We start from the raw sequence: 23716 nt of genomic DNA on the forward strand, positions 1-23716 counted from the left end.
CCGCACAGCACCCGGTGCCAGCCCCGCTCCGGGGACGCGCCGTCCACGGCCACCCCGCGTCGTGGGCAACCTGTTCCGATGCCATGATGAGCCCGTGACAACGGCCCCCGTGGCGAGCAGCACCTTCGACACCTCGCGGGTGCACTCCCTGACTCGACCGAACATGGTCAGCGTCGGCACGATCGTCTGGCTCGCCAGCGAGCTGATGTTCTTCGCCGGACTGTTCGCCATGTACTTCACCTCGCGCGCGCGGGCCACCGGTGGTTGGCCGCCGGAGCCCACCGAGCTCGACGTCCCGTACGCCCTGGTCTTCACGCTGATCCTGGTGCTGTCCTCGGTCACCTGCCAGTACGGCGTCTTCGCCGCGGAGATCGGCAACGTCTACGGGCTGCGGCGCTGGTTCACCATCACCTTCGTGATGGGCCTGATCTTCGTGATCGGGCAGGCGAACGAGTACCGCAACCTGATCGTGAACCACGACACGACGATCGCGTCGTCGACGTACGGCTCGGTCTTCTACCTGACCACCGGCTTCCACGCGCTGCACGTCATCGGTGGCCTCGTCGCCTTCGTCTTCGTGCTCATCCGGTCCACCATGGGCCGTTTCACGCCTGCCCAGGCGACCTCGGCGATCGTGGTGTCCTACTACTGGCACTTCGTCGACGTCGTGTGGGTCGGTCTCTTCATCACGATCTACCTGATCAAGTAGGGAACCGGGTGTCCACTCCGAACGCCTCCTCCGTCGCTCCTGCCGAGGACGGCCGCCGCGGGCTGTTCCGCCGTCGTCCGGCCGCCGGCACCCCGGCCGCCGCGGCGCGAGACCGGCGCCGCTCCAAGCAGCGCCGCCGACTGGCCAACGTGGCCGGCCTGATGGCCGCGCTCGTGCTGACCGGGGTGGGCTACTCCGCCCTCGCCCCGGGCGCCAGCGCCGCCGACGACCCGACGGGCAACCCGTCGAACGCCGTCGAGGCCGGCCGGGAGCTGTACACGCGCAGCTGCATCACCTGCCACGGGTCCAACCTGCAGGGCATCGAGGGCCGCGGGCCCTCGCTCATCGGGGTCGGCGAGGCCGCCGTCTACTTCCAGGTGCACACCGGCCGCATGCCGCTGGTCCGCCAGGAGGCCCAGGCCCCCGAGCGCCCGCCGATCTTCTCCGAGGAGGAGATCGACCAGTTGATGGCCTACATCCAGGAGAACGGCGGCGGCCCGACCCTGCCCTCGGGTGACCTGCGTGCCGGCGACCTGGCCGAGGGCGGAGAGCTGTTCCGGCTCAACTGCGCCCAGTGCCACAACTTCGCCGGCCAGGGCGGTGCGCTCTCCTCCGGGAAGCGGGCACCGTCGCTGGAGGAGGCCAACGACATGGTCATCTACACGGCGATGCTGTCCGGCCCGGAGAACATGCCGGTGTTCGGGGACAACCAGCTCACCCCGGAAGAGAAGCGCTCGATCATCAACTACGTGCAGACCCTCAAGGCCCAGGCCGACCCCGGCGGCGCCGGCATCGGCCGGGTCGGCCCGGTCGCCGAGGGCCTGGTCATCTGGGTCGTCGGCGTCGGCGCCCTGCTCTTCGGGATCTTCTGGATGGGGACGAAGGCGTGAGCACCATCGACCACTCCCGCCCCGGGTCTGCCGGCGGCGCGGACGAGCCGGGTCAGCTGCACGGCGGTCCGGACGACGAGCACACCCCCGAGCAGCTCGCGGCGATGAACCGCACCGAGCTCGACCGGCTGGGTGCCCGCTACGACGGCGTCGAGATCCTGCACGTCGAGCCCGCCGCCCCGCTCGGCTCGCCGCTTGACAAGAAGAACACCCGCCAGGTGACACTCTGGTTCGCCCTCGCGGCGTTGTTCGCGGTGGCGTTCGTCGTCGTCTACGCCGGGTCGGGCTGGTTCCTGCCGAGCTGGGAGTGGCGGGTCGGCTCCAGCACCTGGAGCGCGCTGTACACCCCGCTGCTCGGCGCGCTGTTCGGTCTGTCCATGGTCTGCATCGGCATCGGCCTGGTCCTCTACGTCAAGAAGCTGCTGCCGCACGAGACGGCCGTGCAGGACAAGCACGACGGGTCGCACTTCGACCGGGTGACCACCGGCGCCACGCTGATGGGCGGCCTGGACAGCTCCGGCCTCCCCCGCCGCAAGCTGCTGGCCGGGACCCTCGGTCTGCTGGGCCTGGCCTTCGGCGCCATGCTGGTCTCCCTGCTGGGCGGGTTCATCAAGAACCCGAACAAGGGCAACCCGCTCGGGACGACGCCCTGGGCCGACGGCCTGCGGCTGCTCCGGGACGACGGCACGCCGGTCCGCCCGGGCGACCAGGTCGCCGGTTCGCTGGCCACCGTCTTCCCGGCCGTCGAGGGCGGCAACAAGGCCTACGACGCCGCGGTCATGCTGATCCGGCTCCGCCCGGAACAGCTCAGCGAGCTGACCATCCCGCCCGGCCAGGAGGACTTCGGCTACGGCGACTACGTCGCCTACTCCAAGATCTGCACGCACGCCGGCTGCCCGGTGTCGCTGTACGAGCAGGAGACCAGCCGCATCCTGTGCCCCTGCCACCAGTCGCAGTTCGACGTGACGGACGGCGCCAAGCCCATCTTCGGGCCTGCCACCCGGGCGCTCCCCCAACTCCCGATTACCGTGGATGATGAGGGTTACTTCGTCGCGCGCGGGGACTTCCCGGAGCCCGTCGGACCGTCGTTCTGGAACATGGGGAGGCTCGGCTGATGGCGACCAACACCGTGCCCGGTCCGCGGGTCGGTCAGCCGACCTCGCTGGCGGGCAAGGCGGCCTTCGAGGTCGACGACCGGCTGATCGTGGCCGGTCCCGTCCGGCGGACGCTGAACAAGGTCTTCCCGGACCACTGGTCCTTCCTGCTCGGGGAGATCGCGCTCTACTCGTTCATCGTCCTGCTGCTGTCTGGCACCTGGCTGACGTTCTTCTACGACGCCTCCATGAAGGAGGTCGTCTACGACGGCTCCTACGCCCCGCTGCGGGGCATCGAGATGTCCGCGGCGTACGAGTCGACCCTGAACATCTCCTTCGACGTCCGCGGTGGCCTGCTGATCCGGCAGATGCACCACTGGGCGGCCCTGCTGTTCGTGGCCTCGATCGTCGTCCACCTGCTGCGCATCTTCTTCACCGGCGCCTTCCGCCGGCCGCGGGAGACCAACTGGTTCATCGGCATCGCGCTGCTGACCCTGGCGCTGCTCGAGGGCTTCGCCGGCTACACCCTCCCCGACGACCTGCTCTCCGGCGGCGGGCTCCGCATCTTCTCCGCGGTCTTCCTGTCGATCCCGGTGATCGGGACCTGGATCTACTTCACCGTCTTCGGCGGCGACTTCCCCGGTGAGGTGATCATCGGGCGGCTCTACATCCTGCACGTGCTGGTCATCCCGGCGGTCCTGCTGGGCCTGATCGCGCTGCACCTGCTGATCCTGGTCAAGCAGAAGCACACCCAGTTCCCCGGCGCCGGGCGGACCGAGCACAACGTGGTCGGCAACCGGCTGTTCCCGACCTTCGCAGCCAAGGCGACCGGCCTGCTGTTCATCGTGGTCGGGCTGTGCGCGGCGCTCGGCGGCCTGGTGCAGATCAACCCGATCTGGCTGCTCGGCCCGTACAACCCGGCGCAGGTGACCGCGGGGTCCCAGCCCGACTGGTACATCGGGTTCGTCGACGGCGGCGCCCGCATCTTCCCGCCGTGGGAGATCGTGCTGTGGGGCTACCACATCCCGCCGGTCCTCTGGGGCGCCCTGGGCCTCCCCGGCCTGATGTTCGGTGCCATGGCGCTGTACCCGGTCCTCGAACGGGTGCTGACCAAGGACACCGCCAGCCACCACCTCCTCCAGCGCCCGCGCGACGTCCCGGTGCGGACCTCGCTCGGCGCGATGGCCATCACCGCCTACGTGGTGCTCTGGATCTCCGGTGGCAACGACCTCATCGCCGACAAGTTCGACCTGAGCCTGAACGCGATGACCTGGTTCGGCCGGATCGGCTTCCTGGTCCTGCCCCCCATCGCCTACTGGGCCACCTACCGGATCTGCCTGGGCCTCGAGCGGCACGACCGCGAGGTGCTCGAGCACGGCATCGAGACCGGTGTCATCCGGCGGCTGCCCAGCGGTGAGTTCATCGAGGTGCACCAGCCGCTGGGGCCGGTGGACGAGCACGGCCACGGCCAGCTCGCCTACGGTGGCGCGTCGGTGCCCAAGAAGATGAACCAGGTCGGTGGCGCCCGCCGCGCGATCCGGGGCTTCTTCAAGCCGATCGAGGAGCCGGCCGAGGTGCAGCGGCAGGCCGAGATCGAGGCCCGCGGCCTCGAGGCCGAGCAGGCCGACCGGCGCGAGCTGACCGGCTCGGGTCGTCCGTCCGAGGGTGGTCGCCCGTCCGAGGGCGGCCGTCCGTCCGAGGGTGGTCGACCGCAGGACCCGCGCGACTGACCAGCACACCGCACCATCCAGCAGGGGCCCCGGCGGCGCAGTCCGCCGGGGCCCTGCTGCGTTCATGGGACGGCCCACCGTCCCGGGGGTCCGTCCCCACCACCTCACCGCCCAGGAGCCCGCATGCCCACCCTCGAGCGCTCCGGCGACGTGTTCGTCCTCGACCTCGGCGACACCGAGAACCGCTTCCACCCCGACTGGCTGAGCGCGGTCGGCGCCGCCCTGGACGAGGTCGAGGGCGCCGACGGGCCCCGCGCGCTGGTGACCACCGCGACCGGCAAGTTCTTCTCCAACGGCCTGGACCTCGACTGGCTGGGCGCGCACCCCGACCAGCACGAGGGCTACCTGGCCGACGTCCATGCGCTGCTGGCCCGGGTGCTGTCCCTGCCGGTGGTCACGGTCGCCGCGCTGCAGGGTCACACCTTCGCCGCCGCGGCGATGCTCTCCCTCGCCCACGACCTCCGGGTGATGCGCGCCGACCGCGGGTTCTGGTGCCTGCCCGAGGCCGACATCGGCATGCCGTTCACCCCCGGCATGTCCGCGCTCATCCAGGCCCGGCTGGCGCCGCAGACCGCCCACGTGGCGATGACCACGGCGCGCCGCTATGGCGGCGACGACGCGCTCGCCGCCGGCATCGTCGACCACGCCGTCCCGGCGGACGCCGTCCGCGCCACCGCACTGGAGCTGGCCGCCGCCCAGGCCGGCACGGCGGGCACCACCCTGGCCACGATCAAGGACCGGATGTACCGCCCGGTCCTCGACCTGCTGCGCGACCACACCGACCCCCGGGCCTGACCCACCCCGGCACCGGCCCCCAGACGCACGTCGGGGCTCCTCCCAAGGTGGGAGGGGCCCCGACGTGCGTGTGGGGTGGAACCGGTGTCAGTGGGCGTTCTGCCCGACGTAGTACTCGAAGAGCAGCCCGCCGATGGTGAGCAGCAGGGCGGCGCCCGCGATGGCGATCAGCCACGGGTAGTAGAACGCCAGCGCCAGACCCATCAGGCCGGCCGAGAGCGCCAGACCGAAGGGCCAGTAGCTGCCCGGGCTGAAGAAGCCCAGCTCGCCGGCGCCGTCGGCGATCTCGGCGTCCTTGGAGTCCTCGGGGCGGGCGTCGATGAGTCGGCTGACGAACCAGAAGAACCCGCCGATCAGCGCGGTCAGGCCGGCGGACAGCGCCAGCGCCGTGGTGCCGATCGGCTCCTGGGCCCAGAAGCCGTAGACCACGGCCGCGGCGATGCAGAACACCGCGATCAAGTTGAAGATGAGTGCTTCGACCTTCACGGCCGGTCCTCCAGGTGCTGCGGGGTGATCGGGTCAGTCACTCGAGGCCGCCGAGGCCTGCTCGCGGTCGCCCTTGAACGGCTCGGTGGACACCGAGGAACCGGGCTGGCCGATGCTCTCCAGGGCGTCGTAGGTCGACAGACCCGACTCGCGGGCGCTCAAGTAGGACTCGAAGTCCGCCGGGCTCACCGACCGGACCTCGAAGTTCATGAACGCGTGGTAGGTGCCGCACAGCTCGGCGCAGCGGCCCACGAAGGCGCCCTCCTCGCGGACGGTCACCTCGAAGACGTTGTCCCGACCGTTCTCGTTGCCGGGGATGACGTCGAGCTTGAAGAGGAACTCCGGCACCCAGAAGGAGTGGATGACGTCGGCCGAGGCGACCTCGAAGCGGATCGTCTCGCCGGTCGGGACGACCAGGATCGGCACCTCGTCCGTGTCACCCACGGTGGACACCGGCTCGCCGCCGTTGTCGTCGGTGGTGTCGGGGTAGACGAACTGCCAGTTCCACTTGAACGCGTTGACCGCGACGGTCACGTCCGGGTCGTCGCTGCGCTGCATCACCCGGTTCTGCGTGCTCACGGTGAAGAAGAACAGCACCGCGATGATGACGAACGGGATGATCGTGTAGACGACCTCGAGCGGCAGGTTGTAGGCCGTCTGCCGGGGCAGCTCCTCGTCGCTGCCCTTGCGCTTGCGGTACCTGATCGCCGCGTAGGCGATGAGGAGCCACACCGCGATGCCGACCACGAGGGCGGCGATGGTGGAGCCGATCCACAGGTCGTGCATCCGCCGGGCCTCGTCGGTGATGCCCTCGGGCCACCCCCAGCTGAGCCAACTGCCTCGGACGTCACACCCGCTGAGCGTCAGCGCCCCCAGGAGACCGAGCCCGGCGACCTGCGCCGGCTTGCTGCGTCGAGCCACTGCCCGCTGCCTCCTCATCCCCCGCATGGCGGCACCACGCGGTCTCACCGGTGGGGCCTCGTCGGTCGCCCGACAGGTTCTACCGACCCCGACCACAGTCTCGCCGAGACTAGCCGACCGCGCCTGTCGTCCCGGGGGCGGGAGGAGCAGCCCGGCGGGTCGCCCCCGGCCCGGCGGGTCGGCGTGCCGACAGGTGGCCGTCCGCCCAGGTGACGGGGCGTGTGGCGGACGCCGCACCGGCCGCCCCGGGGTCGGACGACGGCACCCGCCACGGGCCGGCGGCTACAGTCGTGGGCGTGTACCGACGCCTCCTGACCTGGCGCTGGGTGCTGCTGCACCTGCTGGTCCTGGCACTGTTCGTCGCGACCTTCTTCCTCGGTCACTGGCAGCTGGGCAAGGCCGAGGACGGCGGCGGCGCGGTCAACTGGAGCTACGCACTGCAGTGGCCGCTGTACGGCTTCATGGGCCTGGGCTTCTACCTGCGGATGGTCCGGGACGAGCTCCGCCGGGACCCGAACGAGGGCGAGCCCGGCGCCGCCGTGGTGCTCTACCAGCGCCCGCGGATCGACACCACGGGCGACCCGGAGCTGGCCGCCTACAACGCCTACCTGGCCGAGCTGAACGCCAAGGCCCTGGGGCAGCAGGTGAACGGTGGCCGCTGAGCCGGACACGGTCTCCCTCCCGCCGAGGGTGGCCGGCGCGCTGACCCGCTACCGCGTGATGGCCTACGTCGTCGGCGTCATGCTGCTGGTGCTCGTGTTCGTCGCGGTGCCGCTGCGCTACGCCGCCGGCGTGCCGGAGGTGTCCGCGGTCGTCTCGCCGCTGCACGGGTTCCTCTACATCGTCTACCTGGTGGCCGCCTTCGACCTGGCGCTGAAGGCCCGCTTCACGGCCAAGGGCACCGTCCTGGTGCTGCTCGCCGGCGTGGTCCCCTTCGTCTCCTTCTGGGCCGAGCGCCGGGTCTCCCTCCGGGTGCGCGCCGGCCAGCCGCTCTGATCCCTCCCCCGCAACCGACCTCCTGGAGCCCTCCCGCATGTGCGGTCTGCTGGCCTACCTGTCCACCGACGCCGAACGGGTCGACGAGCAGACGGTCGCGGGGGTGCAGCACGCGCTGCGCTGCCTGCGCCACCGCGGCCCGGACGACCGGGAGGTGTGGTCCGACCCGCACGCCGTCCTCGGGTTCAACCGGCTGGCGTTCATCGACATCGAGGGCAGCCCGCAGCCGATGCCCTACGCCGGTGACCGCTACCGGATCGTCTTCAACGGCGAGATCTACAACTACCTGGAGCTCCGCGAGGAGCTCAAGGCCGCTGGCGCGACCTTCGCGACCGAGGGCGACACCGAGGCGATCGTCGCCGGGTACCACCTGTGGGGCGAGGCGGTGGTCCCGCGGCTGCGCGGCATGTTCGCCTTCGTGATCTGGGACAGCCAGACCGGGACGGCGTTCGGCGCCCGGGACGCCTTCGGCATCAAGCCGCTGTTCACCGCGCGGCTGGCCGACGGCGGGCTGGTCTTCAGCTCGGAGAAGAAGGCGCTGCTGGAGCTGCTGGGCGGCAGCGACGCGGCCGGCGGGGTCGACGCGGCCTCGCTGCAGCACTACCTGACCCTGCAGTACGTGCCGGAGCCGGCGACCCTGCACCGGGGCATCCGGCGGATCGAGAGCGGCACCAGCTTCACCGTCGTCGACGGCGAGCTGCACACCGCCCGCTGGTTCCACCCCCGGTTCGACAGCCGGCCGGTGGCCCCGGGGCAGGAGCAGGCGCTCTACGACCGGATCGCCGAGGTCCTCGACGACTCGGTCGCCAAGCACATGCGCGCGGACGTGACCGTCGGGTCGTTCCTGTCCAGCGGCATCGACTCGACGGCGATCGCGGCGCTGGCGCACAAGTACAACCGGGACCTGGTGACCTTCACCGTCGGGTTCCAGCGCGAGGCCACCTCCGAGGTCGAGATCGCCGCGGAGTCCGCCGCCATCCTGGGCGTCCGGCACGTGCCGGTCGAGGTGACCGCCGAGGAGTTCGCCGAAGCGATCCCGACGGTGGTCTGGTACCTGGACGACCCGGTCGCCGACCCGGCGCTGGTGCCGCTGTACTTCGTGGCCCGCGAGGCGCGCAAGCACGTCAAGGTCGTGCTCTCCGGCGAGGGGGCCGATGAGCTCTTCGGCGGCTACACGATCTACCGCGAGCCGCTGAGCCTGGCGTGGGCGTCGAAGCTGCCCGCGGTGGGCAGGCAGGCGCTGGGCCGGCTGTCCCGGCTGGTTCCCGAGGGCGTCCGCGGCCAGGACCTGCTGCGCCGCGCGTCGATCCCGCTGGAGGAGCGGTACTACGGCAACGCCCGCAACCTCAACGCCGACGAGCTCGCCCAGCTGCTGCCCGGCCGCGACCCGGACCTGTCGCACGTGACGGTCACCGAGGCGCTGTACCGGCAGACCCGGGAGGCCGGCTACGACGACGTGACGGCGATGCAGTACGTCGACCTGTTCACCTGGTTGCGCGGCGACATCCTGGTCAAGGCCGACAAGATGACGATGGCCAACTCGCTGGAGCTGCGGGTGCCGTTCCTCGACCCCGAGGTGTTCGCCCTCGCCAGCAGCCTGCCGCTGGAGATGCGGGTCCCCCGCCGCGGCGACGCGACCAAGTTCGCGCTCCGGCAGGCCATGCGCCAGATCGTGCCGCCGAAGATCATGAACCGCCGCAAGCTCGGCTTCCCGGTGCCGACGGCGGAGTTCCTGGCCGGCCCGTTGCACGACTGGGCGCAGACGATCGTCAAGGACAGCCAGACCGACGAGTGGCTCGACCGCGACCACGTGCTCGGCCTGCTGGAGCGGCTGGCCCAGGCCGAGGTGCCCAGCAAGCGGATCGCCCGGCAGGTATGGGAGGTGCTCGTCTTCATGATCTGGCACGGCATCTTCGTCGAGGAGCGGATCCACCCCGAGGTCCCGGAGCCGGTCTACCCGGTCCGGCTGTGACCCGACGGCGGGCCGGCGGCGCGGTCGCCGGCCTGCTGGCCGTGGTGCTGCTCGCCGGCTGCTCGGGCGGCGACGAACCGAGCCCGGCGCCCACCACGGCGCCGTCCGCCGCGCCGTCGTCCGCACGGACCCCGCCGCCGATCTCACCCCGGACGACGGTCAGCTCCTCCCCCGAGAGCACCCTGTCGCCGCCCGGCGGCGTGCCCGTCCCCATCCCGTCGGACCCGCAGCCCGACCGCTGAACGCGACAGCGCCCGGTACCTCGTCGAGGTACCGGGCGCTCTACGTCACAGGCCGAAGGCCGGCCCCCTGCAGGGCCCCGCCGCGAGCTGGCGAGTGGTGGGGGGCAGGGGGTGTTTCCTCAGTGGAACGAGTCCCCGCAGGCGCAGGAGCCGCCGGCGTTCGGGTTGTCGATGGTGAAGCCCTGCTTCTCGATGGTGTCGACGAAGTCGATCGTCGCGCCGCCGAGGTAGGGGCCGCTCATCCGGTCGACGATGACCTCGACGCCACCGAACTCGTAGGTCTGGTCGCCGTCGAGGAAGCGCTCGTCGAAGAAGAGCTGGTAGCGGAGGCCCGAGCAACCGCCGGGCTGCACCGCGATCCGCAGGCGCAGGTCGTCGCGACCCTCCTGCTCCAGCAGCGTCTTCACCTTCGACGCGGCGGGGTCGCTGAGGATGACGCCCGTGGCGCCGGGGGCCTGCGTGTCCTGCACGGTCATGTTGTGGTCCTCCCACACTCGAGGGTGTCCTGCTCGGCCGCCCGCGGGAGCGCACTCCTCTGGCCGGCCATCACTGGCGCTCAACACCGCCGTGGCGGAGCTGCTTCCCACTGTACGGCGCGGGTCCGGGGGAAGGGGAGCACGCAGCCCACTCCTGGGGAGGACGCGGGCCCCGCGACCAGCGCCGGAGGGGGCCGGTGGGCACGTAGACTCCACGTCCGTGAAGCTCCGCCTGCCCGGCCGCCGTCCCGCCGACCCGACGCCGGACACCGCCACCGTCGTGACCGCCCACGGGGCGACGGCGGTCGGCACGACGGGCAAGGGCCGGCCAACCCCCAAGCGCGCCGAGGCGCAGGGCCGCCGCTCCGGGCCGGTCCCGCCGCCGCCCACCACGCGCAAGGAGGCCTTCAAGCGGCAACGCGAGCAGCAGGCCAGCGGCCGCGGCAGCGCCCGGGAGGCCGCCGCCCGCGGTGACGACAGCGCACTGCCCGCCCGCGACCGCGGCCCGGTGCGCCGCCTGGTCCGCGACCTCGTCGACGCCCGGCGCAACGCCGGCAGCTTCTTCTTGGTCGTCGCGGCCCTGGTGCTGATCGGCTACTTCATCCCCAACCCGGCGGTGCAGGGCTACACGGTGTTCGTGTGGTTCGCCTTCTTCCTGGTGATCATCGCCGACTCCTTCGTGCTCGGCCGGCGGATCAAGCGGGTCGTCCTCGAGCGGTTCCCGAACCACAAGGAGTCGATGCGCTCGCTGATCTGGTACGGGGTGAGCCGGGCGACGATGATCCGCCGCTGGCGCTTCCCCAAGCCCCAGGTCGCGCTCGGCGCGGAGGTGTAGGACCCCTCCCCCGGGCCGGGCCGTCCGGTGCTTAGCCAGGCTGACGACTAGCGTCTCGAGCGTGCAGACACGACGCCTCGGCCGCTCCGGCCTCACCATCTCCGAGATCGCCTACGGCAACTGGCTGACCCACGGCAGCCAGGTCGAGGAGGACGCCGCGCACGCCTGCGTGCGGGCCGCCCTCGACGTGGGGATCACCACCTTCGACACCGCCGACGTCTACGCCGGCACCAAGGCCGAGTCGGTGCTCGGGCGGGCGCTCGCCGGTGAGCGCCGGGAGGGCCTGGAGGTCTTCACCAAGGTCTACTGGCCGACCGGGCCGGGCGCGAACGACCGCGGCCTGTCCCGCAAGCACATCACCGAGAGCTGCAACGCCTCGCTGAAGCGGCTGCAGACCGACTACGTCGACCTCTACCAGGCGCACCGCTACGACTCCTCGGTGCCGCTGGAGGAGACGATGACCGCCTTCGCCGACCTGGTCCGGCAGGGCAAGGTGCTCTACCTGGGCGTCTCCGAGTGGCGCGCGGAGGAGATCGCGGCCGCCGCGGAGCTGGCCCGGGAGCTGAAGGTCCAGCTGATCAGCAACCAGCCGCAGTACTCGATGCTCTGGCGGGTCATCGAGTCCGAGGTGGTGCCGACCTCCGAGAAGGAGGGCCTGTCGCAGATCGTCTGGTCGCCGCTGGCCCAGGGCGTGCTGACCGGCAAGTACCTGCCCGGGCAGCAGCCGCCGGCCGACAGCCGCGGCGGGCACGCCACCGTCGGCGGCTCGATGAAGGGCTACCTGACCGACGACGTCCTCACCCGGGTGCAGCAGCTGCGGCCGATCGCCGACGAGCTCGGGCTGTCGATGGCGCAGCTGGCGGTGGCCTGGGTGCTGCAGAACCGGAACGTCGCCGCCGCGATCATCGGAGCCAGCCGTCCCGAGCAGGTGCACGACAACGTCAAGGCGGCCGGCGTCGAGCTGCCGGCCGAGGTGATGACCCGCATCGACGAGGCGCTCGGCGACGTCGTGGAGCGCGACCCGGCCAAGACCTCCCGCGGCTGACGCAGGGCCGGTGGGCCCGGTGGCGCTACGTCGCCGCCAGGCCCATCGGGCCGTACACCCGCTCGCCGTCCTGCTGGAGGGTGACCGTGGCGATCCCGCGTTCGAGCAGGTCGCGCCAGGCCTCCCCCAGCCAGGACTCCGCGTCGCCCTGGTTGTCGCACTCGGGCACCTCCACGCCGAGCGAGGCGGGATCGACCGTCGCCCCGGTGGGGTCTTCCAGCTGCCAGGTCCAGCCCATGGGGCGAGGCTAGCGATCATCGGACCGCCGAGCAGTCCCAGGCGCGGCGATCTTGGTTTACCCGGTGCGGAGAACGGGGCATGGGAGGGTCGGCGCGCTCGCGTCGCACCCGTTCCCCCGAGCACGCGGAGGACCCATGAGCCAGCTGGTGTCCCGGTGACCGGTCCCGCCGACGGGCCGCCCGACGCAGAGGCGATCCGCGCCGACATCGAGGCCACCCGTGAGCAGCTCGGTCGCACGGTCGACGAGCTCGCCCACCGGCTGGACGTGCCCACCCGCGCCAGGGAGCGCGCGCTGCGGACCCGGGACACCGCGGTGGAGACCTACCGGGAGAACCCGCCGGTCGTGCTCGGGGCCCTCGCGGCCCTGGTCGCGGTCGCCGTGGGCATCGTCGTCTGGAGGAAGAAGCGATGAGCAAGGGCGCGAAGATCGCCTACCGCCCGATCGGGCTGATCGGGAGCCTCGTGGCCAGCTCGATCGCCGCGACCCTGTTCCAGCTGGTCTGGAAGAAGGTCGCGAGGGCCGACGACGCCCCGACCGCGATGCAGAGCGAGTACCGGCTGCGCGAGATCCTGCTGGCCTCGGCGCTCCGCGGCGCGATCGTCGCCGTCGTCAAGGCGCTCGTCAGCCGGGGGGGCGCTCGCGGTTTCACCAAGCTGACCGGCGCCTGGCCGGGCGACTGACCCCCACCCACCCCGCTCACCACCGCGAGACGAGGACCAGCACGATGGCCGACACCCAGCGACCGCAGAGTGCCGTGGAGCGAATCCAGCAGCGGGTCCAGGAGAAGGCCGCGCGACGTGCGGCCGCCCGCGCGGTCGAGGACCGGTCGGACGACCCGCTCCCCCGCGACGGCGCCACCTCGTCGACCGTGCTGGCGACCGAAGAGCGGGAGGCCGCGCGGCCGGCGCCGGAGGTGCCCAGCGAGGCCGAGCTCCCGGGCGTGCACGCGGAGAAGCCCACGCAGATCCCGGCGAGCGGCTGGAAGCAGATCGTCAAGCGGGCGTGGGCGGAGAACAGCGCCGACAACATGCCCATCATCGGGGCCGGCGTGGCGTTCTTCGCCTTCCTGGCGCTCTTCCCCGCGCTGATCGCCACGATCTCGCTGTACGGCCTGGTGGCCTCACCGGAGACCGTCGCCCGGCAGATCCAGTCGCTGTCGGACCAGCTGCCGGCGGAGGCGCAGACGCTGATCGCCGACCAGCTGACCGCCATCACCGAGAACAGCGGCGGCGCGCTCACGGTCAGCTTCATCATCTCGATCCTCGCGGCGCTGTGGAGCGCGGCAGGCGGCACGGGCAACCTGATCACCGCGGTCAACCTCGCCTACGACGAGGTGGAGACCCGCAGCTTCATCAAGCGCAAGGCCCTGGCCCTGGGGCTGACCTTCGGCGCGATCGTCTTCGTGCTGCTCACCATCACCCTGATCGCCGTCGTCCCGGCGCTGCTGGAGGCGCTGCCGCTGGGGGTCGTCGGGACGATCCTGGCCCAGGTCGTGCGTTGGGGGCTGCTGCTCGGGGTGATGGCCGGCGCGCTGTCGATCCTCTACCGGGTGGCCCCCGACCGGGACGCGCCGAAGTTCCGCTGGGTCAGCCTCGGCTCGATCGTCGTGACCCTCCTGTGGGCCCTGGTCAGCCTGCTGTTCAGCCTCTACGTCAACAACTTCGGGTCCTACGACAAGACGTACGGGGCGATCGCCGGGGTCATCGTGCTGATGCTGTGGTTGCAGCTGACCGTGTTCCTCGTCCTGCTGGGCGCGGAGATCAACTCCGAGGCCGAGCACCAGACGGCGGCGGACACCACCGAGGGCGAGCCGCAGCCGATGGGCAAGCGCGACGCCACCATGGCCGACGAGCTCCCCGACCCGCCGACCCCGACCAAGGAGTCCAAGCAGAAGGCTTGAGGCCTTGCCGGCCCCCTGCAGGGTCCCGCCGAGCTAGCGAGTGGCGGGGGGCAGGGGGTCCTTCGTGTGCGAGGGCACGAACGGCGGCCGGCGGACGACGACCGGCTGCGGCCGCCCGCGGACGTCGACGGCGACCTCGGCCCCCTCGCCGAGGCCGGCCGCGGTGTCCAGCAGCGCCAGCGCGATGCCGGTGCGCAGCGTCGGCGAGAACGTCCCGCTGGTGACCTCGCCGACCACCGCACCGTCGGCGGCCAGCACGCTCATGCCGGGGCGCGGGATGCCCCGGCCGGGTGCCTGCAGGCCCCACAGCTGCCTCGCCGGGCCGGCCACCTTCTCCGCCACCAGCGCCTCGCGGCCCCAGAAGCCGCTCTTCTGCCAGCCCACCGCCCAGCCGGAGCGGGCCTGGTTGGGGGTGATGTCGAGGGACAGCTCGTGGCCGTGCAGCGGGTAGCCCATCTCGGTGCGCAGCGTGTCCCGGGCGCCGAGGCCGCACGGCCGGATCTGCTCGGGTCCACCGGCCGCGAGCAGCGCGTCCCAGAGCCGGCCCGCCCGGTCGGCGGCGACCAGCAGCTCGTAGCCGTGCTCGCCGGTGTAGCCGGTGCGGCAGACGGTGACCTCGTCGCCGGCCGAGCCGGGCGTCTCGGCGAAGGCCATGTAGTCCAGCTCCCCGGGCAGCCCGACGGCGGCGAGCACCTCCGCCGACCGGGGACCCTGCAGCGCCAGGACGGCGACCTCGGTGTGCCGGTCGGTGACCGATACCCCGGCCGGTGCGCCGGCGGTGAGCCGGGCCAGGACGGCGGCGGCGTTGGCGGCGTTGGGCACGAGCAGGACGTCGTCCGGGCCGTGCAGGTAGACGATCAGGTCGTCCACCACGCCGCCGGCCCCGGGCTCGCCGTCGGGGACGCAGCACAGCGTGTACTGCGCCTGCCCCGGGCCGATCCGGGCCAGGTCGTTGGTCAGGCAGGCGTTCACGTACTCCGCCGCCCCGGGGCCCCGGACCGTCGCCGTCCCGAGGTGGGAGACGTCGAACAGGCCGACCCCCTCGCGGACCGCGGTGTGCTCGGCGAGCACTCCCCCGCCGGCGTACTCGATCGGCATGGACCACCCGCCGAAGTCGGCGAACTTGGCCCCGGCGGCCTCGTGGCGGTCGTGCAGCGGGGAGATCAGCGGGCTCACGGGAGGACACGCTATCGGCCCCCTTGCAGGGTCCCGGGCCGAGCTTACGAGGTCCGGGGGGCAAGGGGGCCCTTTGTCTAGGATCACCGCGTGCCGCCGACGATCTCCGCCACCGACCGCCCGCTCGAGAAGCTCTCCGCCGACGCCGTCGTCGTCGGCGTGGGCAAGGGACCCGACGGGCTGCTCAGCACCCCGGGTGCCGACGCGGTCGACCGGCTGCTCGGCGGGCGGCTGCTGGCGGCGCTGGCCGACCTCGGCGCCAAGGGCGGCGAGGACGAGGTCACCCGGCTGCCCACCTTCGGCCAGGGGCCCTTCCCGGTGGTCGCGGTCGCCGGCCTCGGCGCTCCGCTGCCCGACGGCGGGTACGCGCCGGAGGCGGTGCGCCGCGCCGCGGGGGCCGCCAGCCGGGCGCTCACCGGGCGCAGCGCGGTCGTCACCCTGCTCGCGGCGGTCGGCGGGGCGCCGGACGCCGAGCGGCTGCACGCGGTCGGCGAGGGCGCGCTGCTGGGCGCCTACGAGTTCACCGCCTACAAGTCCGACCTCCCCGCGGGGCGGCCCACCCCGCCGGCGTCCTATCAGCTCGTCGTTCCCGACACCGGCGCCGCGAAGGCGCCGCTGGCCCGGATCCGGGCCGTCGCGGACGCCGTCACCCTGGTGCGCGACCTGGTCAACACGCCGCCGAACGACCTGTACCCGGCCGAGCTCGCCGCGCGCGGTGCGGCCGCCGGCAAGAAGGCGGGCCTGTCGGTCGAGGTGCTCGACGAGAAGGCGCTGGCCGCGGGCGGCTACGGCGGCATCCTGGCCGTCGGTGCCGGCTCGGCCCGCCCGCCGCGGCTGCTGCGCCTGGAGTACCGGGGCAAGAAGGCCCGGACGAGCGTCGCGCTGGTCGGGAAGGGCATCACCTTCGACAGCGGCGGCATCTCGATCAAGCCGGCCGCCGGCATGGCGGACATGAAGAGCGACATGGCCGGGGCCGCGGCGGTCATCGCGACCGTCTGCCTGGTCGCCGAGCTCGGCCTCCCGGTCGACGTCACCGCCACGGTGCCGATCGCGGAGAACCTGCCCAGCGGGACCGCGTACCGCCCGGCCGACGTGGTGACCTTCCGCAACGGCAAGAAGTCCGAGATCACCAACACCGACGCGGAGGGCCGCGTGGTGCTCGCCGACGCGATCACCCGCGCGCTGGAGGACTCCCCCGCGCACCTGCTGGAGACCTCCACGCTCACCGGCGCGCAGCTGGTGGCGCTCGGCACCCGGACCTCGGGGGTGATGGGCAGCGAGGAGCTGCGGGACACGGTCGTGACGGCCAGCCGCCGCAGCGGCGAGCCGATGTGGGCCATGCCGCTGCCGCCGGAGCTCCGCCGCAGCCTGGACTCCAGCACCGCGGACTTCACCAACTCCGGCTCGGACCGCTCCGGCGGCATGCTCGTCGCCGGGCACTTCCTCGCCGAGTTCATCCCCGCCGGCCAGCAGTGGGCGCACATCGACGTCGCCGGGCCGGCCTACAACACCGGGGCTCCGTGGGGCTACACCCCCAAGGGCGGCACCGGCGTGCCGGTGCGCACCCTGCTGGCGACGATCGAGGACCTCATCGCCGCGCAGTGACCTGCGGGACGGCCGCCGTCCGGGCCGTCAGGAGGTGGTGGGCGGACGCCGGCCGTCCTGCTTCTGCCGCGCGGTCCAGTCCCGCATGCGCTGCGGGTACCCGGTGACCTGCGCGTCGTAGACCGGCACCGCGAGGTCCCGGGACAGCCGTCGCGCGACCTCAGGGCCGTCGATGCGCCGGCGGGTCCACTCCCCGTCCGCCGCGACCAGCAGGATCGTCGTCTCGGTGACCGCGGTCCGCGGCTCGACGAACCCCTCGACCCCGCGCCGGGTGGCCACGAACTGCTCCAGGTGGGCGAGGTCGGCGGACCCCGAGGCGCGGTCGAGCGTGCCCCGGCGGTCGCGGCCCCGGCCCGCTCCGGCGCCTCGGCCGCGCAGCCGGTCGAACAAGCCCATGTCCCGCTCCCGTCCCCGGGGTCGCGACCTGCTGCGCGACGCTCCAGCGACAGCAACGGTGCATGCGAACGCGCCGTTCCCGGGAGTGGCAGGATGGGCAGGCGCAGGATCGCCGCGCCCGGGCACCTCCGGGCCACCCAGCACTTGAGGAGCACTCGTGAGCGCACCGACCACCCCCGCTGACCTGGTCATCCTCGGTGGTGGCTCCGGTGGCTACGCCGCTGCGCTGCGCGCCGCTGAGCTCGGCATGTCCGTCGTCCTCATCGAGAAGGACAAGGTCGGCGGCACCTGCCTGCACCGGGGCTGCATCCCGACCAAGGCGCTGCTGCACACCGCGGAGGTCGCCGACAACGCCCGCGAGGGCGAGCAGTTCGGCGTCAAGTCGACCCTGTCGGGCATCGACATGGACGGGGTGAACGCCTACAAGGACGGCGTCGTCTCGAAGAACTTCAAGGGCCTGACCGGGCTGATCAAGAGCCGCGGCATCACCATCGTCGAGGGCGAGGGCCGGCTGGTCTCCCCGACCGCCGTGCAGGTCGGCGACCAGACCTACGAGGGCCGGCACGTCCTGCTGGCCACCGGCTCCTACGCCCGCTCGCTGCCGGGCATCGAGATCGACGGCACCCGGGTCATCACCAGCGACCACGCGCTGCAGCTGGACCGCGTGCCCAGTTCGGCGATCATCCTCGGCGGCGGGGTCATCGGCTGCGAGTTCGCCAGCGCCTGGAAGTCCTTCGGCGTCGACGTGACCATCGTCGAGGGCCTGCCGCACCTGGTGCCGCTGGAGGACGAGTCGTCCTCGAAGCTGCTGGAGCGCGCCTTCCGCCGCCGCAAGATCGACTTCTCGCTGGGCAGCCTGGTCTCCAGCGTCCAGACCACCGCCGACGGGGTGAAGGTCAGCCTGCAGAACGGCAAGGAGTTCGAGGCCGAGCTGGTGCTGGTGGCCGTCGGCCGCGGTCCGGTCAGCCAGGGCCTGGGCTACGAGGAGGCCGGGGTCGCCATGGAGCGCGGGTTCGTCCTCGTCGACGAGTACATGCAGACCAACGTGCCGACCATTTCCGCCGTCGGCGACCTGGTGCCGACCCTGCAGCTGGCCCACGTGGGCTTCGGCGAGGGCATCCTGGTCGCCGAGCGGCTCGCCGGGCTGCCGGTCGTGCCGATCGACTACGCCGGCGTCCCGCGGGTCACCTACTCCGAGCCCGAGGTCGCCTCGGTGGGTCTGACCGAGGCCCAGGCCAAGGAGCGGTACGGCGAGGTCGAGATCGCCACCTACGACCTGGCCGGCAACGGCCGGGCCGCCATCCTGAAGACCGCCGGCGCCGTGAAGCTCATCCGGGCCAAGGACGGTGCCGTGGTCGGCGTGCACATGGTGGGCAGCCGGGTCGGCGACCTCATCGCCGAGGCGCAGCTCGTCTACAACTGGGAGGCGCTGCCCGAGGAGGTCGCGCAGCTCATCCACCCGCACCCGACGCTCAGCGAGGCCCTCGGCGAGGCTGCGCTGGTCCTGGCCGGCAAGCCGCTGCACGCCCACACCTGATCCCCACGCACCACCCGCACGACCCCCTGCAGCACCACCACGACCTGAGGAGACCTGCCTTCGATGCCGACGTCCGTCACCATGCCCGCCCTGGGCGAGAGCGTCACCGAGGGCACGGTCACCCGCTGGCTGAAGCAGGAGGGTGACCAGGTCGAGGTCGACGAGCCACTCCTCGAGGTGTCCACGGACAAGGTGGACACCGAGATCCCGTCCCCGGCCGCCGGCGTCCTGTCGAAGATCGTCGTCGCCGAGGACGAGACCGTGGAGGTCGGTGCGGAGCTGGCCGTGATCGGCGGCGACGCCGGTGGCGACGGTGGCGCCCCGGCTCAGGAGGCCCCTGCCCAGGAGGAGCCCGCGCAGGAGGCACCCGCCCAGGAGGAGCCGACTCAGCACGCACCTGCCCAGGAGGAGCCGGCGCAGGAGACACCTGCCCAGGAGGAGCCCGCACCGGCCGCGCCGTCCGGCGGCTCGCCGGGTGGCGGTGAGGGCACCAAGGTCACCATGCCGGCGCTGGGCGAGAGCGTCACCGAGGGCACGGTCACCCGCTGGCTGAAGGCCGTCGGTGACGAGGTCGCGGCCGACGAGCCGCTGCTCGAGGTCTCGACGGACAAGGTCGACACCGAGATCCCCTCCCCGGTGTCGGGCACGCTGCTGTCGATCACCGTCAACGAGGACGAGACCGTCGACGTCGGTGCGGAGCTCGCGGTCATCGGTGCCGCCGGGGCCGCGCCCGCCTCGGCCCCCGCACCGTCCACCCCTGCGCCGCCGGCCGACGAGCCGCAGCAGTCGGCCCCGGAGACCGAGGCGCCCGCGCCCGTCGCGCAGGAGGCCCAGCCGACCCCGGTGAAGGCCACCACCGACACCGGCCAGCCCGGTGCGGACTACGGCTCCAGCGGTGCCATGCCGACCCAGTCCCCCACCGACCAGCCCTCGCCGGCCGAGGCCGTGGCGCCGGCGAGCCCGCCGGCGACCGCGCCCGCAGGCGCTGCCGCTTACGTGACCCCGCTCGTGCGCCGGCTCGCCGCCGACAACGGGGTGGACCTGGCGACGGTCGAGGGCACCGGGGTGGGCGGACGCATCCGCAAGCAGGACGTGCTGGCCGCCGCCGAGAAGGCCGCCCAGCCCGCCCCCGCTGCGGCCGCCGCCCCGGCTGCTGCCGCGACGTCGGGTCAGCCCACGCCGTCGCCGGCCGCCACGCCGGACAGCTCGCTGCGCGGCCGCACCGAGAAGATGTCGCGGCTGCGCACGGTCATCGCGAAGCGGATGGTCGAGTCCCTGGAGATCAGCGCCCAGCTGACGACCGTGGTCGAGGCCGACGTCACCCGGATCGCCAACCTGCGCAACCAGGTGAAGAACGACTTCGCCGCCCGCGAGGGCGTCAAGCTCTCGTTCCTGCCGTTCTTCGCCAAGGCGGCCGTCGAGGCGCTCAAGGCCCACCCCGCGGTGAACTCCTCGGTGGACATGGCCGCGGGCACGGTCACCTACCACGACAGCGAGAACCTGGGCATCGCCGTCGACACCGAGCGCGGTCTGCTCGTCCCGGTGATCAGGGGTGCCGGGGACCTCAGCCTGGCCGGCATCGCCCGGAAGATCGGCGACCTCGCGGAGCGGACCCGCGCCAACAAGGTCACCCCCGACGAGCTGGGCGGCGGGACGTTCACGCTGACCAACACCGGCAGCCGGGGCGCGCTGTTCGACACCCCGATCATCAACCAGCCGCAGGTCGCGATCCTGGGCGTCGGCTCGGTCGTGAAGCGGCCGGTCGTCGTGCAGGACCCGGAGCTGGGTGAGGTCATCGCCGTCCGGTCGATGGTCTACCTGGCGCTGACCTACGACCACCGGATCGTCGACGGCGCCGACGCCGCCCGCTTCCTCACCACGGTGCGGGAGCGGCTGGAGGCCGGTCAGTTCCACGGAGAGCTCGGCCTGTCCTGATCGTCCGACGAAGGGCCCCGGCGTCCGCCGGGGCCCTTCGTGGTCTGCACCGCCCGACGGTGCGCCTCCGGCGCCCGCACCTCGACCCTGGGAGCCCACGTTGAAGGTCGCCGTCACCGGGTCGTCCGGCCTGATCGGACCGGAGCTCGTGCGCACCCTGCAGGCCGACGGCCACGACGTGCTGCGGCTGGTCCGCCGGACGCCGCGGACGGCCGACGAGCACCGCTGGGAACCGGCCCTGCACCGCATCCCGCCGGGCCTGCTCGACGACGTCGACGCGGTGGTCAACCTGGCCGGCGTCGGGGTCGCCGACCGCCCGTGGACGACCAAGCGCAAGCAGCTCGTCCTGGCCAGCCGGGTGGACAGCACCACGACGGTCAGCCGTGCCCTGGCCCAGGCCGCGGCCGACCACCCCGGCCGCGAGCGCGTCCTGCTGTCCGCCTCGGCGGTCGGCTGGTACGGCGACACCGGTGACCGGGTCGTCGACGAGACGGCGCCGGCCGGCGACGACTTCCTGGCCCGGGTGTGCGTCGAGTGGGAGGCGGCCACCGGCCCGGCCGTGGCGGCCGGCGTGCGGGTCGCGACGCTGCGCACCGGCCTCGTGCTCGGCCGCGGTGGGCTGCTGGGCAAGATGCTGCCGCTGTTCCGGGCCGGGCTGGGCGGCAAGCTGGGCAACGGCCGGCAGTACATGCCCTGGATCAGCCTGCGGGACGAGGTGGACGCGATCCGCTTCCTGCTCACCGCACCGGTCGCCGGCCCGGTGAACCTGACCGGGCCCGCACCGGTCACCAACGCGGAGTTCACCGCCGCGCTCGCCGGGGTGGTGCACCGACCGGCGGTGCTGACCGTCCCCGGACCGGCGCTGCGCCTGGCGCTGGGCGAGCTGGGCCGGGTGGGCGTGCTCGCCGGGCAGCGCGCGGTGCCGGCCGTGCTGGAGACGGCCGGGTTCTCACACACCCACCCGGACCTGGTGTCGGCGCTGGAGGCCGCAGTGCGCCCGTGAGGGCTCACGGTTCCACCCGGGCATCGCTGATCCGCCAGCCGGCGGACGTCGTCTGTACGACCAGCCGCACCTCGGTCGCCCCGCGCGCGGGCACCTCGGTGGCGGCCGGTCCGCCGGTGCCGGTGGGCTCCACGCGGTAGCCCGGCAGCTCGTCGACCAGCCGGAGCTCGACCCCGCCGTCGGCGCCGCCGGTGCCGGCGCTGACCTGGTCCAGTCGCAGGACCCGGGGGGCGAAGCCGCGCAGCGCCCGGTCCTGGTCCCGCAGCGCCAGCAGGGCCGCGGTGTCCCGGTCCAGCAGTGCGCTGCCCGGCACGTACACCGCGGCGAGGAGCGTCGCGTCGCCGGTGGTGAAGGCCGTCGCACGCCGGGCGTACAGCTCGTCGAGGACCGCAGCCCACCCCGCGTCGTCGGCCGGCCGCACGGTCCGGTCGGCGACGGGCACGTCGGCCGGCGCCGGGGCAGGCCGCGGCGCGCTGGTGCCCGCGGGTGCCGGCGGTGGCGGTTGGTCGGATGGCGCGGAGGGTGGCGCGGCGGACCCCGCGCCCGCAGCGACTCGCTCGGAGCTCTCCGCCGCCGGTACCGGCTCGCCGGCGCCGCCCCAGCTCACGCCCGCCCACGCCGCACCGGCGAGGCAGGCGGCGACGGCCACCAGGACACCGGCCACCACGACCGCCCGGTGCAGCAGCCGACCGGCGAGGTGGCGGACGTCGAGCTCCGCCGCCGACCCCAGCCGTCCGGCCAGGCCGGCGCGGACCCGGGCCAGCCGTCCGTCGGGGACGGGTGCGGCGTGCGCGGCCCGGACCCGGCCCGGGACCTGGTGGGTCAGCTCCGTGCGCCGCCCGGCGCCGGTCGCCCCGAGCTCGGTGTCCGGCACGCCGGTCACCGGCAGCCGGACCGGCTCGGGTGCGCAGGCGTGCCGCAGGTCCAGGGCGAAGGCCGCCGCGGAGCCGCGCCGGTGCGGCTCCGGGGACAGCCCCCGACGGACCACCCGGACGAGCTCCTCTGGGGCCTCCGGTGCCAGCAGCGCCAGGTCCGGGAGCTCCCCGTCGGCGGCCACCCCGAGGGTGCCCCGCGGGTCGGCGGCGTTCCACGGTGCGATCCCGGTGAGCGCGTGGAAGGCCGCGGCGGCCACCCCGAAGACGTCCGAGGCCGGTCCCGGGGCGCCGCCCCGAGCCACCACCGGGTCGACGTAGGCGGGGGTGACCTCGGCCCGCACCCGGTCGCCGACCAGCCGCGCCGTGCCGAGGTCGGTGACCACGGGGCGGCCCTCCGCCGTGAAGATCACGTTCCCCGGGGACAGGTCGCCGTGCACCACGCCCCGGTCGTGGGCGTGCGCCAGCGCGGCCGCGACCGGCGCCAGGGCGGTGACCACCTCCCCGGGGCGCAGCCGCCCCCGCCGGGCCAGCAACGCCGCCAGGCTGCCGCCGGCCAGCAGGTCGAGGACGAGCGTGACCTCCGCCGGCCCACCCCGGACCTCCCGCCGCACGACCTCGTGCAGGCGGACCAGGTGGGGGTGGTCGAGCTCGCCGAGGAGGGCAGCCTCGCGCTCCTGCCGGGCCGCGTCGCCCCGCACGAGGACCTTGACCGCGACCGGTGGCCCACCGGCGCGGGGTCGGGCCCGCCAGACCTGGCCGGAGCCGCCGCGTCCGAGCAGCTCCTCGAGCACGTAGCCGGGCACGACGGGGGCCGCGGGAGGGCCGGGGTCAGCGGGCATGCCGGGGACGGTAGGACG

General features: G+C 73.2%; 25 protein-coding genes. 18 read left to right on the forward strand and 7 right to left on the reverse strand.

Annotated features, from left to right (window positions below):
• Window positions 1–94 precede the first annotated feature (94 nt).
• The 5 genes from ctaE (at window position 95) to MODMU_RS16870 (ending at window position 5218) form a co-directional block, all read left to right on the forward strand.
• Window positions 95–709 (forward strand): aa3-type cytochrome oxidase subunit III, encoded by a 615-nt coding sequence (ctaE, locus tag MODMU_RS16850; RefSeq protein ID WP_014741525.1) that lies wholly within the window; start codon window positions 95–97, stop codon window positions 707–709.
• 8 nt (window positions 710–717) lie between these two features.
• Window positions 718–1599, forward strand: a complete 882-nt coding sequence (qcrC, locus tag MODMU_RS16855; RefSeq protein WP_014741526.1) for a cytochrome bc1 complex diheme cytochrome c subunit — start codon at window positions 718–720, stop codon at window positions 1597–1599.
• A complete protein-coding gene (qcrA, locus tag MODMU_RS16860) occupies window positions 1596–2714 on the forward strand; it encodes a cytochrome bc1 complex Rieske iron-sulfur subunit (protein WP_014741527.1) in 1119 nt (372 codons plus the stop codon). Before qcrC ends, qcrA begins: the two co-directional genes overlap by 4 nt.
• Window positions 2714–4423 carry a cytochrome bc1 complex cytochrome b subunit gene (gene qcrB / locus MODMU_RS16865; protein ID WP_014741528.1) on the forward strand — a complete coding sequence of 570 codons (1710 nt, stop codon included), beginning with the start codon at window positions 2714–2716 and terminating at the stop codon, window positions 4421–4423. The genes qcrA and qcrB overlap by 1 nt, the downstream gene beginning before the upstream one ends.
• Window positions 4424–4546: 123 nt before the next feature.
• Window positions 4547–5218, forward strand: a complete 672-nt coding sequence (locus MODMU_RS16870) for an enoyl-CoA hydratase-related protein (RefSeq protein WP_014741529.1) — start codon at window positions 4547–4549, stop codon at window positions 5216–5218.
• A gap of 87 nt (window positions 5219–5305) precedes the next feature.
• Here MODMU_RS16870 and MODMU_RS16875 read toward each other — a convergent pair whose 3' ends face one another.
• On the reverse strand, window positions 5306–5704 hold the full coding sequence (locus tag MODMU_RS16875; protein WP_014741530.1) for a cytochrome c oxidase subunit 4: 399 nt from the start codon (window positions 5702–5704) through the stop codon (window positions 5306–5308).
• Window positions 5705–5737: 33 nt separating this feature from the next.
• Window positions 5738–6625, reverse strand: a complete 888-nt coding sequence (ctaC, locus tag MODMU_RS16880; protein WP_014741531.1) for an aa3-type cytochrome oxidase subunit II — start codon at window positions 6623–6625, stop codon at window positions 5738–5740.
• Between the two features lie 296 nt (window positions 6626–6921).
• Here ctaC and MODMU_RS16885 point away from each other — a divergent pair, with 296 nt between their 5' ends.
• The 4 genes from MODMU_RS16885 to MODMU_RS16900 are packed head-to-tail and all read left to right on the forward strand — an operon-like array spanning window position 6922 to window position 9835.
• Window positions 6922–7287, forward strand: a complete 366-nt coding sequence (locus MODMU_RS16885; RefSeq protein ID WP_014741532.1) for a metalloprotease — start codon at window positions 6922–6924, stop codon at window positions 7285–7287.
• Complete coding sequence (locus MODMU_RS16890; RefSeq protein WP_041795365.1) at window positions 7277–7621, forward strand: DUF3817 domain-containing protein; 345 nt, start codon at window positions 7277–7279, stop codon at window positions 7619–7621. The genes MODMU_RS16885 and MODMU_RS16890 overlap by 11 nt, the downstream gene beginning before the upstream one ends.
• Before the next feature lie 37 nt (window positions 7622–7658).
• Window positions 7659–9593, forward strand: a complete 1935-nt coding sequence (asnB, locus tag MODMU_RS16895) for an asparagine synthase (glutamine-hydrolyzing) (RefSeq protein ID WP_014741534.1) — start codon at window positions 7659–7661, stop codon at window positions 9591–9593.
• A complete protein-coding gene (locus MODMU_RS16900) occupies window positions 9590–9835 on the forward strand; it encodes a hypothetical protein (RefSeq protein WP_041795367.1) in 246 nt (81 codons plus the stop codon). The genes asnB and MODMU_RS16900 overlap by 4 nt, the downstream gene beginning before the upstream one ends.
• Window positions 9836–9954: 119 nt before the next feature.
• On the opposite strand, the gene MODMU_RS16905 is transcribed toward MODMU_RS16900, so the two are convergent.
• Window positions 9955–10311: a HesB/IscA family protein gene (locus MODMU_RS16905; RefSeq protein WP_014741535.1), complete on the reverse strand. Its 357-nt coding sequence runs from the start codon at window positions 10309–10311 to the stop codon at window positions 9955–9957.
• 220 nt (window positions 10312–10531) lie between these two features.
• Between MODMU_RS16905 and MODMU_RS16910 the strand changes: the two genes are divergently transcribed.
• Together MODMU_RS16910 and MODMU_RS16915 are read left to right on the forward strand one after the other, a co-directional pair.
• Complete coding sequence (locus tag MODMU_RS16910) at window positions 10532–11146, forward strand: DUF3043 domain-containing protein (RefSeq protein ID WP_014741536.1); 615 nt, start codon at window positions 10532–10534, stop codon at window positions 11144–11146.
• Window positions 11147–11207: 61 nt separating this feature from the next.
• On the forward strand, window positions 11208–12191 hold the full coding sequence (locus tag MODMU_RS16915) for an aldo/keto reductase family protein (RefSeq protein WP_014741537.1): 984 nt from the start codon (window positions 11208–11210) through the stop codon (window positions 12189–12191).
• Window positions 12192–12216: 25 nt separating this feature from the next.
• On the opposite strand, the gene MODMU_RS16920 is transcribed toward MODMU_RS16915, so the two are convergent.
• A complete protein-coding gene (locus MODMU_RS16920; RefSeq protein WP_014741538.1) occupies window positions 12217–12429 on the reverse strand; it encodes a hypothetical protein in 213 nt (70 codons plus the stop codon).
• 156 nt (window positions 12430–12585) lie between these two features.
• On the opposite strand from MODMU_RS16920, the gene MODMU_RS16925 reads away from it, so the two are divergent.
• Genes MODMU_RS16925 through MODMU_RS16935 form a run of 3 tightly spaced genes read left to right on the forward strand, consistent with a single transcriptional unit; the run spans window position 12586 to window position 14332 of the window.
• Entirely contained in the window at window positions 12586–12843 is a 258-nt protein-coding gene (locus tag MODMU_RS16925) for a DUF3618 domain-containing protein (protein ID WP_014741539.1), read from the forward strand.
• Window positions 12840–13112 carry a DUF4235 domain-containing protein gene (locus MODMU_RS16930; protein ID WP_014741540.1) on the forward strand — a complete coding sequence of 91 codons (273 nt, stop codon included), beginning with the start codon at window positions 12840–12842 and terminating at the stop codon, window positions 13110–13112. The genes MODMU_RS16925 and MODMU_RS16930 overlap by 4 nt, the downstream gene beginning before the upstream one ends.
• 44 nt (window positions 13113–13156) lie before the next feature.
• On the forward strand, window positions 13157–14332 hold the full coding sequence (locus MODMU_RS16935; RefSeq protein WP_014741541.1) for a YihY/virulence factor BrkB family protein: 1176 nt from the start codon (window positions 13157–13159) through the stop codon (window positions 14330–14332).
• Window positions 14333–14365: 33 nt separating this feature from the next.
• Here the strand turns inward: MODMU_RS16935 and gcvT are convergent, their stop codons facing one another.
• Window positions 14366–15508, reverse strand: coding sequence for a glycine cleavage system aminomethyltransferase GcvT (gene gcvT, locus MODMU_RS16940; RefSeq protein WP_014741542.1), 1143 nt, complete (start codon window positions 15506–15508; stop codon window positions 14366–14368).
• A 90-nt stretch (window positions 15509–15598) separates the two neighbouring features.
• On the opposite strand from gcvT, the gene MODMU_RS16945 reads away from it, so the two are divergent.
• The gene (locus tag MODMU_RS16945; RefSeq protein ID WP_014741543.1) at window positions 15599–17113 is read left to right on the forward strand and encodes a leucyl aminopeptidase; all 1515 of its coding nucleotides are present in this window, start codon (window positions 15599–15601) and stop codon (window positions 17111–17113) included.
• A gap of 27 nt (window positions 17114–17140) precedes the next feature.
• Here the strand turns inward: MODMU_RS16945 and MODMU_RS16950 are convergent, their stop codons facing one another.
• Window positions 17141–17509 carry a hypothetical protein gene (locus MODMU_RS16950; protein WP_014741544.1) on the reverse strand — a complete coding sequence of 123 codons (369 nt, stop codon included), beginning with the start codon at window positions 17507–17509 and terminating at the stop codon, window positions 17141–17143.
• A 157-nt stretch (window positions 17510–17666) separates the two neighbouring features.
• Between MODMU_RS16950 and lpdA the strand changes: the two genes are divergently transcribed.
• The 3 genes from lpdA to MODMU_RS16965 all read left to right on the forward strand — a co-directional run bounded on the left by lpdA (window position 17667) and on the right by MODMU_RS16965 (window position 21984).
• Entirely contained in the window at window positions 17667–19046 is a 1380-nt protein-coding gene (gene lpdA, locus MODMU_RS16955; protein WP_014741545.1) for a dihydrolipoyl dehydrogenase, read from the forward strand.
• A gap of 63 nt (window positions 19047–19109) precedes the next feature.
• Window positions 19110–20981 carry a 2-oxoglutarate dehydrogenase, E2 component, dihydrolipoamide succinyltransferase gene (sucB, locus tag MODMU_RS16960; RefSeq protein ID WP_014741546.1) on the forward strand — a complete coding sequence of 624 codons (1872 nt, stop codon included), beginning with the start codon at window positions 19110–19112 and terminating at the stop codon, window positions 20979–20981.
• A 100-nt stretch (window positions 20982–21081) separates the two neighbouring features.
• A complete protein-coding gene (locus MODMU_RS16965) occupies window positions 21082–21984 on the forward strand; it encodes a TIGR01777 family oxidoreductase (RefSeq protein WP_014741547.1) in 903 nt (300 codons plus the stop codon).
• A 4-nt stretch (window positions 21985–21988) separates the two neighbouring features.
• Here the strand turns inward: MODMU_RS16965 and MODMU_RS16970 are convergent, their stop codons facing one another.
• Window positions 21989–23698, reverse strand: coding sequence for a serine/threonine-protein kinase (locus MODMU_RS16970; RefSeq protein ID WP_014741548.1), 1710 nt, complete (start codon window positions 23696–23698; stop codon window positions 21989–21991).
• Window positions 23699–23716 lie beyond the last annotated feature (18 nt).

It is taken from the genome of Modestobacter italicus (assembly GCF_000306785.1).
In the GTDB taxonomy this organism is placed as follows: Bacteria; Actinomycetota; Actinomycetes; order Mycobacteriales; family Geodermatophilaceae; genus Modestobacter; species Modestobacter italicus.

Bases quoted from the DNA above. Each gene is read 5' to 3' on its own strand.
- qcrB (WP_014741528.1), top strand. From the start codon at position 2,714: ATGGCGACCAACACCGTGCCCGGTCCGCGGGTCGGTCAGCCGACCTCG.
- MODMU_RS16870 (WP_014741529.1), top strand. From the start codon at position 4,547: ATGCCCACCCTCGAGCGCTCCGGCGACGTGTTCGTCCTCGACCTCGGC.
- asnB (WP_014741534.1), top strand. From the start codon at position 7,659: ATGTGCGGTCTGCTGGCCTACCTGTCCACCGACGCCGAACGGGTCGAC.
- MODMU_RS16905 (WP_014741535.1), bottom strand. From the start codon at position 10,311: ATGACCGTGCAGGACACGCAGGCCCCCGGCGCCACGGGCGTCATCCTC.
- MODMU_RS16920 (WP_014741538.1), bottom strand. From the start codon at position 12,429: ATGGGCTGGACCTGGCAGCTGGAAGACCCCACCGGGGCGACGGTCGAT.
- MODMU_RS16930 (WP_014741540.1), top strand. From the start codon at position 12,840: ATGAGCAAGGGCGCGAAGATCGCCTACCGCCCGATCGGGCTGATCGGG.
- MODMU_RS16935 (WP_014741541.1), top strand. From the start codon at position 13,157: ATGGCCGACACCCAGCGACCGCAGAGTGCCGTGGAGCGAATCCAGCAG.
- MODMU_RS16950 (WP_014741544.1), bottom strand. From the start codon at position 17,509: ATGGGCTTGTTCGACCGGCTGCGCGGCCGAGGCGCCGGAGCGGGCCGG.
- sucB (WP_014741546.1), top strand. From the start codon at position 19,110: ATGCCGACGTCCGTCACCATGCCCGCCCTGGGCGAGAGCGTCACCGAG.
- MODMU_RS16970 (WP_014741548.1), bottom strand. From the start codon at position 23,698: ATGCCCGCTGACCCCGGCCCTCCCGCGGCCCCCGTCGTGCCCGGCTAC.